The organism is Vibrio sp. 1F279 (genome assembly GCF_041439815.1).
Classification (GTDB): domain Bacteria; phylum Pseudomonadota; class Gammaproteobacteria; order Enterobacterales; family Vibrionaceae; genus Vibrio; species Vibrio tasmaniensis_A.
Genome location: NZ_JBGOOU010000024.1, coordinates 1 through 12,534 on the forward strand (window position 1 = coordinate 1; position 12,534 = coordinate 12,534).

The following is a 12,534-nucleotide window of genomic DNA, read 5'->3' on the forward strand; positions in this document are numbered from 1 at the left end:
TACCTTGGAACTTCAAACACTGACAAGTCGCCCCGTGGGTTCATGGGGCGGATACTTTGAACCAGTTTTCTCATCTATATACATTATGACGCTATGGATTGTTTCTAGGCTATCTGAAGCACCTGACCCCAGACTTTCATTTAGATCATCGTGAAACTCAGAAGCCAAATGCAACTGATCCATTTGGTAAATTGGACTTTTAAAATGCACAAGCTGATTGCGCAATGAGAAAAGTTTTTCAACACGTTGATAGATGTCTCCTTGAGTATCGACTTCTATCTTGTCTACTGCATTCAAATAATGTACAAATTTGTCCTTGGCAGACAACTTCTTAGACAAAAAACTCTTACTTTGGGAGTGTACAGCATAGTCGTATAAAAAAGCTTCTAAGCACATTGCTGAAAAGGTAATAGACTTAATAGCCGAAATTTCTCGGTTTTCATAGAGTTTATTGGCAATTTCCCACTGCTGGCTAAGATCGCTTTCTGAGCAATATGACTGTTGCTGAAGCTCAAATTTATTAGAAAACTCGAAAAAGTCACCAAGGCTTTCCTTTGCAACTTTGTAATAAAGTTTATGAATACTTACTGTGTAATCCCTTATTTTCACCAGATGCTCCAATTATAAGCCTAACGCTCGCCATAATGCGCCAGCAACGTATTTCGCAACAATTTATGCAACCACCGTAAGCACTAAAGTCAATTCCGAACGTTGATGGTTGTTTTGATGGCTTTGTTATAAGCGTCCAAACTTTAAGCCAATAGAACTTATAACATCTTCACTATATCCTCCCTTACTCTTTGTAATCAACCTGAAAATATCTTGCTCCTCTGCTACATGATTTGATTTGGTTTTTTTCCAACTTTCTATATTTGAATCAATAACTAAGGAATCAATATAACCAGAAATTAATCTCAGGTTAGATATTGTGGAGCGATAATAGTGCCTGCTGGAACCATTACAGTTTAGAGAGCTATCTATATGAATTCTTTTAGCACGTTCATCCCTATCCGTAGAGTTAATAATGGCTTCATATAAGTGAGCAATCATTTTTATTTGGCTCATAAATTCTTGAATAGCGTTTAGAATTACATCTTTTTCAAGCTCAGTTAAACCGACATGATTCTTACTTAACTCATATGTTTCCTCAATAATATTAAGAGTATCCGGATACAGTTCGTTAATGCGATCTGATTGGAATTTGAACTGTTCTTTGTATTTATTAAAACGAGTAACTTGCGCAGGTTGTGTGTTGATGAAGTCAGATTTTAAACACATTAAAAAAGCATCTACATCATTTGAGTTACTATCGACCATGATGCTTGAGCCTTGTTCGAAAAACACTTGAAACCTTTTTTCGCACATATGTTTTAAATGAGCCTCAAGCCACCTCAGCTTGATTCGTGCTTTAACGCCCGTATCTATATATTTTTCGTATGAAGCATGAAACTTCCACTGATTTGCTGATTGCGTTGCTGCGTCAGCAGCTTTTGCAGAAGAGCGAGCCGCTGACGCAGTAGCTAATGCAGCTAAAGAACTTGCAATACCTGCAACCCAAGCGCCAACATTCGCTACACCTTGTGATTTCCAATCAATTGATTTCCACCACTCTATAAAGCCTTCAGATGGATTGAATATAAGCAAGCCGGCAACAAGCCCAAGACATAAAGGAAAGCTAAAAGATATAAAGTTTGTTATTTTTCTATCATTATTCATTTTTGTATCCAATAAGCTAGTAACGCCTGTTAACTAGTGACAAAACAACGCCACCAAACTTACTATGACCACCTTAACCACAAAACTGACCATTACAAAAGTGCCAAGCGTTTTGGGGCCCAGTTGAACAATTTGTTATGTTTGATTAAATACGCTAGAAAGCATGTTCATAACGTTATTTGCACTTAGCGCTTCTTTTATTAATGTTGCAGCATAATCTTTAGCACCTTTACCAACAGCGTCTTTTAGTTGCTCACCTAACGATTCATTGCTTTCAACGGAATTTGGCACGGACTTCAGTAACTGTAGTCCTTTTAGTGAAAGAGTTACTTTGGAGTTCCATGCTCCATTTAGATTACCGATTAAGTAGCCTGACTCGTATAACCATAAAATCGTGTAATAGAAAAACTCAGTATCATCGTCATCTAACGGACTAACAAAATAACCAGCGTCATTGTAATAAGGCTCACCTTCGCAATCGAATAACTCTGTAGGCTTCAACTTGATTTGCTGAGGAAAATCGCTGTACAACTTCTCAAAAGTTCTAGCAACTAAAACGTCAAATTTTGCAATATTTTCGCTCATATTACCTCATAAAAAATAACATTCTTAATAACAGGTAGTCTCGTTTCTCTGCCTGACTTTCAGAAAATCCATCATAAACCACTGAAAAAAAGTGAATACATCAAGCTCTGCATTCTATCATCACATAAAAACGCGCCAGCGTGTTATCTAACATATGATCATCACAAACCCACTGATAAACAATGGCTGACAAAATCCTCAATCGACAAAGCGAGACTAAGCACTCAACAAAACAAGCCCGCGTTGTGATACTCACTATTGTCAATTTCAACAATAAAAAAGGCGACCCTGAGGTCGCCTTCGCTTTTCTAAATCACCGCCTTCATGACGGTGGTAACAACTTTCCCGATTACCGCGAACTCGTCGAGTTTCTCCTCATTCACGATAAACGAATCATATTCTTCTTTGTTGTCTGAGATGACGTTATAGCCCTCAGCCATGATGTCGTACTTCAGGCGTTTTATGTAAACGTGCTTACCAATGCGAACAACATAAACGCCGTGCTTTACGGGGTGATCGAGTTCTCGGGTATCGACTAATACTTCATCGCCGTCGCTCAAAGTATCTTCCATTGAGTCACCGTGGCAAATGATGATACGAGCATCTTCTTCTGTCAGGCCGAAACGTTTTAACCATAAGCAAGGCAGGAATTCGGTTCTAAGTTGATACTCGGTATCGTTTTGAGCACCAAACCCACAAGACGCATAAACGTTGTACACAGGTACAGCACACATATCGCCTATTTGAGAAGTCGCTTTCACAGACTTAACATTCGAAATCTCTGTGACATTGTCATCGGTGATGTGATGAGATTTACTTAACCAATTGTTTCTCATGGTTTTATCATTCCAACAGAAAATGGACTTTGCAATAGCCTCTCTCCACAAACTCACAACCCAGTCTCCATAAAGAGACTAAAGAGCACATTAAAGTGTATTACCCTAGTAACGAAGTCATCGCATAACAAACTATAGCCGCAGTTTAAGATCGGTATTGTATATGACTACCTGCGATAAACTGCAAACCGCTAAGAACTATAACACGCCATTACTGTGGTGGATATGATGCTAAGCCTTTGAATATTAGACATGTGTTAGACGCTGGGTTTAATTTTCAATATTTTAGCTCTCTAAGCAATATTTGAGAATTAAGCTCACTGCAATCACAGCCAGAATAAATGCCGCTAAAGTCACACTGAGCACTGTTTCGATTCGTAAAGAAACAGAAGCGAACAGAGTGGTAAACATCTTTCTAAAAATAGCCAGCCTCTGCTGGCTATTTTTTTACCCGCTATTCAGAGATTTAAGGTAACATCCCCTCACTATTTCTATCTAAGACACCCTATCAATGGCTCTCAAACCCACAATCTATAAGTTTCGTATTTCTTTAACCGATATGAATCGCGACTATTACGACTCTTTTAATCTAACGGTTGCACAACACCCTTCTGAAACAGAACAGCGCATGATGGCTCGTATCATTGCTTTCTGTATCAATGCATCTCCTGAACTTGAGTTCACTAAAGGGTTGTCTAGCATTGAAGAACCCGATTTATGGCAGAAGTCGTTAGATGACCAAATCTTAGAGTGGATTGATGTTGGCGAACCCGATCCAGAACGTGTTAAGAAAGCGACTCGCCTATCCAAGTCAGTGAGCGTGTTCAGCTTCAACACCAAATCGAACGTTTGGTGGGAGCAGAGCAAAGGTAAATTTGGTTACCTGAAAGCTCAGATCGTTCGTCTAGACAACGATGGTATTGAGCAGCTAGCAGCGATGACACAACGTACTATGGACCTTTCAGTAATGCTGACGGGTAACTCTGCTTTCATTAACAGCGATACTCAATCGGCAGAAGTAACGTGGGAAGAGCTACAGAGTAATGACTGAGATCCAAACTCAGACTGAACCTCAGCGCCAAACTAAGCTCGAAGCGTGTCTGCAGCTCGCAGGTCTCGATTCAGTCAAAGCGCTGACGACTGGCTATGAAAAAGAGTTAAAGTCATTTATTGATGAAAACCATGCTCTATTTAGACACGCTTGCGAGAACAAGCCGGACAACTCTGCACGTCAGACGTTGCTTGGCCTGTTAACCAAGGTACATATCGATGCAAGCTATCGCTTTGAAAGCAATAAAGAAGCGAATGAGGCAATGCAAAATGTATTCGATAATACAGTGGGTACTGAGCACAGCGACAAGTTTCAAAACTCTAACGCTCAGCAGTTAAAGTTAATCACTCATTTGTGGTTGTTCGTTCAAGGACGACTAGGAATGGATTACAGCCTTGCTAATGATCATGCTGCTGTAGCCGCTACGCTGTTGTCTCGTATATCGAGAAGCAGTGATGATGAGATTCGCGTAGAGTTCATGGCAAGTTTTTATGATGGCTTGAATATCTATCAAGCTGAGAATAAGCCGTCCGGTTTTGTTCATTACTTTAAGCGTTTGTTTAATCTTTCTTAAGCATTCCACCAGCCGCTGTACCCAAATTTGCGCTTTATAGATTCTGTAGAGCGCATCTAATTTCCGGTCCAACCAACCCCCATCGAACATGCAGATTCCCTATTACGCTCGTTCCTCACTTTAGGGAATGACAAAAGTGACTAAGTCGCCCATTCTGCAAGATCAGAGGCTGGCGTAGAATACACTCTGAACCCCCACCCTCGTATTTTACCTCACTCGCCGTCATCCTCGAGAAGGAGGAACGACTGAGTTGAGGATCTCATACCAAGTCAGAAACTACACAGACAAACAGATTCCCTATTACACTCGGTCCTCGCTTTAGAGAATGACGACATTCTCAGTCATTGCAGTTTACTTCATTGCAAGCACAAAAAAGCCCCCACAAGATACCGCGCTTCAGCACTGTTGTTTATCCGATTGCAACCCAAAAACCATACGTTAGAAACGAACAAAGTCTTGTTGTGATAATGATACTTCTCATAACACGACGAATTAAAGCTACGTATATGGCAAGGTTACTTTACAACTATAACTTATCAATTTATTCAAAAAGTGCATATTTTTCAGATAATTATTCTCAAATGGAAATATCAGTTATGTGACGAGCAGAAGCATTTTCTCTTGTGATGATAAGTACACTGACTTTTATAAAATGATAATAAAAAACCTGCAAATACAACTAACGTTAACTTTAAATTATCTTGTTTTATAAGCGGAGAATTAAAATGAAAATATGGTCTGTATCCTTTCTTGCAACTGCAGTAGCTGTCGCTCTAAGCAGTAATGCGATAGCTTGTACTGGGCTTATTGTTGGCAAAGAAGCGTCGAACGACGGTAGCATTATGATTGCTCGTAATGAAGATTTTAGCATTAACAACTGGAACAAATACCTAAAGTATCGACCTGCGCAAGATAACCAAGAAGGTGACTGGCAGTTAGGTAACGGGTTAATTGTTCCGATGCCAAAGCACTTCTTTGCTTACTCTGCGATACCAGACTGGGATGCGGATACCGTTAATCGCGACGGAAAATTCTATGAAGAACGTGGGATTAATGAACACAACGTTGCCATTTCAGCAACAACCAGCGCAGAAATAAACGACAAAGTCGCCAAGGTAGATCCTTTAATCGACAATGGCGTAATCGAAGCCATTATACCTACGTTAATCCTTCCTCAGGCAGAAAACGCAAAACAAGCCGTAGAGTTACTCGGTCATTACATCGAAACCTATGGTGCTGGTGAAGGAAACAGTCTCTATATTGCAGACACCAATGAGGCGTGGTTATTTGAAATTGGTTCAGGTCACCATTGGATTGCTGTAAAAGTGCCTGATGACAGTTACGCCATGATTGCAAATGGCTTGCGTGTACATGGTGTGAACTTGGCAAACAAAGAGGTACTGCATTCAAAAGACATATTCGAGTTTGTAGAACAACACAAACTGCTTGATAACGCAGATAAAAAATCTTTCAATTTTGCAAAAGCATTCGGGGTTATTGGTGATGAGTATAATATCGATCGTGAATGGTTAGGCCAAAAAATACTGACACCTTCGCTGCATCAACAAAGTCGCATGACGCAATACCCTTTGTTTATGAAACCTGATACAAAAATCTCAGTTGAAAATGTGGCAGAGGTACTTAGCGCGACTTATAAAGACACGGTTTTGGAAGGAAAATCGAAACGACCAATTAGAGTTGAGCGTCAACTAGAGTCGCATATTATTCAGCTTCGCCCTGAGATGCCAGAAGAGCTTCAAGGTATTATTTGGCAAAGCTTCGGCGTGTTACCAGAATCTGTTTTAGTGCCGTTATACTCAACCCTACAAGATTACCCAAAAGCGTACCAAGTAGGCGATGATAACTACAGTGATGATTCAGCTTATTGGCAGTTCCGTAGCCTAACCGCCCTCGCTTCTACAAACCCAGATAAGTATTTACCAGTACTAAAAGCAACTTGGGACAAAGAAGAAACTCAACTATACAAGCAGGTCGCACACTTAGATAAAACGTTAACAGACATGTATAAAGTAGATAAACAGGCGGCTCTGAACATGGCTGCAGACTACTCATACGGACAGCTTAAGCGTACCTTAGATATGGCGACTGAGCTTAGATACAAAATGATTACAGATTTGACTAAAAGCACAGAGAAGAAATACTCAGAGGAAGAGTTTAAGAAAATAGTAAATCTGTAGGCTTATGAAGCAACCAATAAAAACGGAGCATTATGCTCCGTTTTTTTATCTTAATAGGTTTAGTTCTAACGCAGGCCGTGTAAGAACTCATGGCGCGTTGCTGGGTTTGATCTAAAAATCCCCCCCAGAGCTGTTGTTGTCGTTTCGCTGGTTGCGTCCATTACACCACGAGATTTCACGCAGTAATGAACCGCATCCATGGTGACAGCAACATCATCCGTTTCTAGCAGCGTTTGTAATGCTACAAGGATTTGCTGCGTCATACGTTCTTGAACTTGAGGACGTTGAGCAAAGAAACGAACGATTCGGTTGATCTTCGAAAGACCAATGATCTTACCTTGCGGAATGTAAGCCACTGCGGTTTTACCATCAATGGTTACTAAGTGATGCTCGCATGTGCTGGTTACGGTAATGTCTTTTACACGAACCATTTCACGAACACCCATCTTGTTTTCGATCACGGTGATTTTAGGGAAATTGGCGTAATCCAAACCAGAGAAAATCTCATCCACATACATTTTTGCAATACGTTGCGGCGTTTCTTCCAGACTGTCATCTGCAAGATCAAGTTCAAGGAGAGTTAGAATCTCACGCATATGGTGTTCGATTCGTTCCTTTTTCTCTTCTCGGCTAACCTGGTTAGGACGCATTGGTGTCTCTAATCCGCGGCTTGCTAGCGCATCTTTAACCAACTTCGCTGATTCGCTAAGACCTGACATTGAACTTCCTCTTTTAATACCCCTTCTGGATGGCAAACAAGGATACTCGGAATTTTGATTAAATACACCCATATTTTAAGGGAGGTCATTATTTACGGGGCTTAAACTATGCTAAAGTGGCTGCAATTTCGTTGGCGAACATCTGTGATTTGATAATTATGGAGCCACTATTGCCAACCACTAAATCAAAATAATAACGACCAAAGGATTTCAATTATGGGCTGTTGCGACGCTCCGGGCTTAATGCCAATTGAAGAAGCACTAGATAAGCTGCTATCACCAATCAAACCAATCCAAACGACTTTATCTCTACCTCTTGCTGAAGCATTAGGTTATGTCCTTGCTGAAGATATTCTTTCCCCTATTTTCGTACCTCCTTTTGATAACTCAGCAATGGATGGCTATGCACTGCGCTTAGCAGACCTAGAGAACGGTAAAGTACTACCATTAGCAGGCAAATCTTTTGCAGGCCAACCGTTCGAAGGTGAATGGCCAAGCAACACCTGTATTCGCATTATGACTGGCGCAAAGATCCCTGAAGGTTGTGACGCCGTAATCATGCAAGAAAATACGGTTGAAACTGATACTGGCATTGAAATTCAACAAGACGACATCAAGCTGAACAATAATATTCGCCCTACTGGTGATGACATCAAACAAGGTGATATCGTTCTTAGCCGCGGTGAACGTTTAACACCTCGTGACATTCCAATGATTGCTTCGCTGGGTGTGAGCCACGTGACAGTGTTACAGAAGCCTAAAGTCGCGTTCTTTTCTACCGGCGATGAGCTAAAGCCACTAGGTCAACCTCTTGAAGACGGTCAGATCTACGACAGCAACCGCTACGGCATTAAGCCACTAATTGAAGCGTTTGGTTGTGAAGCTATAGACCTAGGCATCACCCCAGATTGCACTGCAACGCTTAAAGAGACGTTCGAGAAAGCACAGCAAATAGCAGACGTGGTTGTGACTTCTGGCGGCGTAAGCGTTGGCGAAGCTGATTACACGAAAGACATTCTTGAAGAACTGGGGCAAATCGGTTTTTGGAAGCTAGCTATCAAACCCGGTAAACCGTTCGCATTTGGTGAGTTGGATAACGCGTGGTTCTGCGGCCTACCGGGTAACCCAGTATCGGCGATGATGACCATGTATGTTTTGGTTCAACCTATGCTTGCTAAATTGGCTGGTCACACAGCGTGGACAGCTCCGGAATCTATTCCTGCTATCACCAAGTCTGCATTCAAAAAAGGCCCAGGCCGTACTGATTACCAGCGTGGCATTTACTCGATTGAAAACGGTCAATTTGTGGTAGAAACAACGGGTAACCAAAGCTCTGGCGCTTTCCGCTCAATGAGTTTAGCAAACTGCTTTGTGGTACTAGAGCGCGAACGCGGCCGTGTTGAAGTCGGTGAAACGGTTCAGATCCAACTGTTTAACTCGACGCTTTACTAACGAGGCTTACTGATGGAAATACTGTCTGACGTAGAGATGCTTCGCTACAACCGTCAAATCATTCTTAAGCAGTTTGATTTTGAAGGCCAAGAAGCACTAAAGCAGAGCTCAATCTTAGTATTAGGGGCTGGAGGCTTAGGTTGTGCCTCCGCTCAATACCTTGCGACTGCGGGCATTGGTAAGCTAACACTGATCGATGATGATATTGTCGAGCTTTCTAACTTGCAACGACAAGTCCTTCACACCGATGCTGACATTGGTAAGAAGAAAGTCAATTCTGCCGCTGAGTCACTGCAGGTATTGAACCCTCATCTGACAATTGAAACTGTCGACCACAGGCTTGATGACCAAGCTCTTGGCAAGTTGATTGAAACTCACTCGCTTGTTCTCGACGCAAGTGACAACGTAGAAACACGTAATCAGTTGAACCGCTTGTGCTACGCATCGAAAACACCATTAGTTTCTGGTGCTGCTATTCGTATGGAAGGCCAGATCAGCGTATTCACTTATCAAGATACTGACGCACCGTGTTATCAGTGCTTGAGTGCTCTATTCGGCAACGCTGCACTAAGCTGTGTTGAAGCGGGTGTGATGGCACCGGTAGTTGGCATGGTGGGCGCAGCTCAAGCTTTGGAAGCTATCAAAGTTATTGCTAAGTTTGGACAACCAAAGCAAGGCAAACTTTTAATTCTCGATGCCATGTCTCACAGCTGGCGTGAAATGAATTTAATGAAGATGCCTAATTGCTCGGTGTGCGGATAGACTAAGCATATCCCCCCTCTAATCGACAACCTAAGCCTTGACTAAAAGTCAGGGCTTTTTTATGTCTCAACATCAGCTTCTCAAATCGATTTATCAATTTGAAATGATCTATAAAATATTAGTTTCATTTGAATTCTCATTTTGAGAATATATTGCACACCTCAGCAATTTAGAATATAAACAATAAAAATCAACAACTTAAAAGTGGCACGTAACTTGTAAAAGTATCTAGACCTTCTATGACAAGGATGTAGATATGAGAATTACAACGTTAAGTTTGCTATTAAGTGTGCCTTTGGCCGCCAACGCAGCGCCATTCGATACCTGTCCGAGCCAGGCTTACCTATTCCAATCGACACCCGTACAAGTTTGGGGCGTGAACCTAGTGACAGGCTCAACCACCCTGTTAGAAGACGATACGGGCATGAACGCCAATATCAATGGTGTTGGTTTCGACTTTCAAGACAGATATATTTATGGCTATGACACTACCAACAAACGCTTGGTGCGCCTTGGACAGGATTTCCAAGCAGAAGTGATCAATACCAGTGGATTACCAACCGATCACACTTTCTATGTCGGCGATGTCTATGACCATGTGTATTACCTTTACCGTACAGGAAAAGGCTTGTTCACTGTTGATCTATCGCCGTTAGACGCCGACCCAAACGCGACTGTTACAGTTAACAAAATAGCTGGTAGCCCGGCAACCGTAAAACTGACTGATTTCGCTTTCCACCCAAGTGATGGTTCTTTATATGGTATCGATAATAACTCCGGAGGCTTATACAGCTTCAATCCTACAACCGGTGCCGAAACTTACATCGGTGATACTGGTGAGTTAGGTACATTCGGAGCGGGTTATTTTGATGTAAACGGCTATTACTACGTATCTCGAAATCAAGACGGGAAAATCTACCGTATCAATCTGTCTCCAGACAACGCGAGCAATATCGCAGCAGGAATTGTTCCAGCCGTTGAATTTGTATCGAATGGGCCTTCTTCTAATCAAAATGATGGCGCTCGTTGTGCGAATGCGCCAGTTGTGGATGAAGATTCCAACATCGACTTTGGTGATGCGCCAGACAGCTACCTAACCCTACTCGCCAGCAATGGTCCTCGACATGAACTTGATGGTGTGACTTGGTTAGGCACTGATGCACCCGATGCCGACCTTGATGGCTACGTAACTCCACAATCGGATGAAAGTGTTGGCATTGATGACGAGTGGGCAAACGGTGGTATCGGTTTTGTTACGGCGCTTGAAGCCGGGCTTGATTCAAAAGTGGTGATTGAAGCTTCAACAACCGGTTACCTTTCGGCGTGGATTGACTGGAACCAAGATGGCAGCTTCGATGGTGCTAACGAGCAAGTATTTACCGACTACCAACTGGATGCTGGTGAAAACGATCTGTTCCTAAATGTCGATATCAACGCACTAACGGGGACTACTTGGGCTCGCTTCAGATTCAGCCAACAAACCAACCTGAGCTACTTTGGTGGTTCGACATCTGGTGAGGTAGTTGATATTCAAGTTGATGTTCTTAACGACGGCGCTACAGCCCGTTACTTCCCAAGTGCTTCTGGTTACGCAACCTTGGCGTATGAAGACAACTGGCCTTATAAAGCTGATTACGACATGAATGATGCTGTGATTATGTATCGCATCACAGAGATCTTAAAAGACGGAAAAGTGGTTAAATCCACCATCGATGGACGTCTTGCTGCAGTAGGTGCTTCGTACAGAAATGGTTTTGCGGTTCGACTTCCTAATCTAGACCCAAGCTTAGTGAGTAGCGGAAGCTCTTACATGAAGCACAATGGTGTGTTCACTGATTTAGACTTGGAGCAAGGGCGTAGCGAGGCAATCTTTGTTATTGCTAACGACCTTACAGAGAAAATCAGTACTAGTTGTACCTTCTACCGCACCATCAGCTCTTGTAAAGAAGATGAGCAATTCGCTTTCCAAATCGGGATTACTTTAGCTGGCGATGGAGTGAGTACTGACAGTTGGACTGACATGCCTTACGACCCGTTCATCTTCGCAACGCCTGGGTATTATCATGGTGAAAACCTACCTCTACATCCAGGGCGAAGCTGGGAGGTGCACTTACCAGACCAAGCTCCAACCGAGGCGTTTGATACAGCTAATCTCTTTGAAGCAGGACTAGGCGTTGATGACAGCAATCCATCAACAGGCAAATATTTCAAAACTGCAGACAACCACCCGTGGGCACTGCTGATTACTTCAGACGCGGAGTGGCAATGGCCACTGGAATATGTAGATATCGTCACCGCCTATCCAAACTTTGCGAACTTTGCTGAATCCGGCGGTACTCAATCAACCGATTGGTTCCAAACACCTGCCGCTGACCAATGTTACTTGCCTTAGGAGAATGATTATGAAGATGCCAATTAAACAGACAGTAACAAACGGTCGCCAAAACTTTAGCAATGCTATCTTATCTAGTCTGTCGAATGCTGCACTTAAGAAAAATACGGCTCAGTCGCAGTCAATACGTATTCCATTACTAATTGCATCACTGGCGTTGGTAGGGTGTGGTGGCGGAGGCGACGATGGAGGGGCATCAACTCCTAACCCATCGCCTTCAACACCAGCGGTGACAGTACCAGTGACATC

11 protein-coding genes and 1 pseudogene are annotated in these 12,534 nt (G+C 42.5%); 7 read left to right on the top strand and 5 right to left on the bottom strand.

All coding sequences use genetic code 11. The features are described 5' to 3' along the window. Positions 1-12: 12 nt before the first annotated feature. The 4 genes from ACED60_RS16700 to ACED60_RS16715 all read right to left on the bottom strand — a co-directional run bounded on the left by ACED60_RS16700 (position 13) and on the right by ACED60_RS16715 (position 3,137). Positions 13-609: a hypothetical protein gene (locus ACED60_RS16700; RefSeq protein ID WP_371728022.1), complete on the bottom strand. Its 597-nt coding sequence runs from the start codon at positions 607-609 to the stop codon at positions 13-15. A gap of 126 nt (positions 610-735) precedes the next feature. Beyond that, positions 736-1,716: a hypothetical protein gene (locus ACED60_RS16705; RefSeq protein WP_371728023.1), complete on the bottom strand. Its 981-nt coding sequence runs from the start codon at positions 1,714-1,716 to the stop codon at positions 736-738. A gap of 135 nt (positions 1,717-1,851) precedes the next feature. After that, positions 1,852-2,301 (bottom strand): hypothetical protein, encoded by a 450-nt coding sequence (locus tag ACED60_RS16710; protein WP_371728024.1) that lies wholly within the window; start codon positions 2,299-2,301, stop codon positions 1,852-1,854. 308 nt (positions 2,302-2,609) lie between these two features. Beyond that, entirely contained in the window at positions 2,610-3,137 is a 528-nt protein-coding gene (locus ACED60_RS16715; RefSeq protein ID WP_017100121.1) for a S24 family peptidase, read from the bottom strand. Positions 3,138-3,648: 511 nt separating this feature from the next. Here ACED60_RS16715 and ACED60_RS16720 point away from each other — a divergent pair. The 3 genes from ACED60_RS16720 to ACED60_RS16730 all read left to right on the top strand — a co-directional run bounded on the left by ACED60_RS16720 (position 3,649) and on the right by ACED60_RS16730 (position 6,960). Next, positions 3,649-4,188 carry a YaeQ family protein gene (locus tag ACED60_RS16720; RefSeq protein ID WP_371728025.1) on the top strand — a complete coding sequence of 180 codons (540 nt, stop codon included), beginning with the start codon at positions 3,649-3,651 and terminating at the stop codon, positions 4,186-4,188. Next, positions 4,181-4,762 carry a hypothetical protein gene (locus tag ACED60_RS16725; RefSeq protein WP_371708121.1) on the top strand — a complete coding sequence of 194 codons (582 nt, stop codon included), beginning with the start codon at positions 4,181-4,183 and terminating at the stop codon, positions 4,760-4,762. The genes ACED60_RS16720 and ACED60_RS16725 overlap by 8 nt, the downstream gene beginning before the upstream one ends. Before the next feature lie 725 nt (positions 4,763-5,487). Beyond that, complete coding sequence (locus ACED60_RS16730) at positions 5,488-6,960, top strand: C69 family dipeptidase (RefSeq protein ID WP_029225581.1); 1,473 nt, start codon at positions 5,488-5,490, stop codon at positions 6,958-6,960. A 65-nt stretch (positions 6,961-7,025) separates the two neighbouring features. Here the strand turns inward: ACED60_RS16730 and folE are convergent, their stop codons facing one another. After that, on the bottom strand, positions 7,026-7,679 hold the full coding sequence (gene folE, locus ACED60_RS16735; RefSeq protein ID WP_004731548.1) for a GTP cyclohydrolase I FolE: 654 nt from the start codon (positions 7,677-7,679) through the stop codon (positions 7,026-7,028). Positions 7,680-7,895: 216 nt separating this feature from the next. Here folE and moeA point away from each other — a divergent pair, with 216 nt between their 5' ends. The 4 genes and pseudogenes from moeA to ACED60_RS16755 form a co-directional block, all read left to right on the top strand. Next, a complete protein-coding gene (gene moeA, locus ACED60_RS16740; RefSeq protein WP_371728026.1) occupies positions 7,896-9,131 on the top strand; it encodes a molybdopterin molybdotransferase MoeA in 1,236 nt (411 codons plus the stop codon). 12 nt (positions 9,132-9,143) lie between these two features. Then, a complete protein-coding gene (gene moeB, locus ACED60_RS16745; RefSeq protein ID WP_009845548.1) occupies positions 9,144-9,893 on the top strand; it encodes a molybdopterin-synthase adenylyltransferase MoeB in 750 nt (249 codons plus the stop codon). Between the two features lie 256 nt (positions 9,894-10,149). After that, the gene (locus ACED60_RS16750) at positions 10,150-12,285 is read left to right on the top strand and encodes an LruC domain-containing protein (protein ID WP_371728027.1); all 2,136 of its coding nucleotides are present in this window, start codon (positions 10,150-10,152) and stop codon (positions 12,283-12,285) included. A gap of 10 nt (positions 12,286-12,295) precedes the next feature. Next, positions 12,296-12,534 (top strand): annotated as a pseudogene (locus ACED60_RS16755) (hypothetical protein); the annotation flags it as partial.

What these genes read in the sequence shown, in the direction of transcription:
- ACED60_RS16705 (WP_371728023.1), bottom strand. Translation starts at nt 1,716, where the DNA reads ATGAATAATGATAGAAAAATAACAAACTTTATATCTTTTAGCTTTCCT.
- ACED60_RS16715 (WP_017100121.1), bottom strand. Translation starts at nt 3,137, where the DNA reads ATGAGAAACAATTGGTTAAGTAAATCTCATCACATCACCGATGACAAT.
- ACED60_RS16710 (WP_371728024.1), bottom strand. Translation starts at nt 2,301, where the DNA reads ATGAGCGAAAATATTGCAAAATTTGACGTTTTAGTTGCTAGAACTTTT.
- ACED60_RS16750 (WP_371728027.1), top strand. Translation starts at nt 10,150, where the DNA reads ATGAGAATTACAACGTTAAGTTTGCTATTAAGTGTGCCTTTGGCCGCC.
- folE (WP_004731548.1), bottom strand. Translation starts at nt 7,679, where the DNA reads ATGTCAGGTCTTAGCGAATCAGCGAAGTTGGTTAAAGATGCGCTAGCA.
- moeB (WP_009845548.1), top strand. Translation starts at nt 9,144, where the DNA reads ATGGAAATACTGTCTGACGTAGAGATGCTTCGCTACAACCGTCAAATC.
- ACED60_RS16720 (WP_371728025.1), top strand. Translation starts at nt 3,649, where the DNA reads ATGGCTCTCAAACCCACAATCTATAAGTTTCGTATTTCTTTAACCGAT.
- ACED60_RS16730 (WP_029225581.1), top strand. Translation starts at nt 5,488, where the DNA reads ATGAAAATATGGTCTGTATCCTTTCTTGCAACTGCAGTAGCTGTCGCT.
- moeA (WP_371728026.1), top strand. Translation starts at nt 7,896, where the DNA reads ATGGGCTGTTGCGACGCTCCGGGCTTAATGCCAATTGAAGAAGCACTA.
- ACED60_RS16725 (WP_371708121.1), top strand. Translation starts at nt 4,181, where the DNA reads ATGACTGAGATCCAAACTCAGACTGAACCTCAGCGCCAAACTAAGCTC.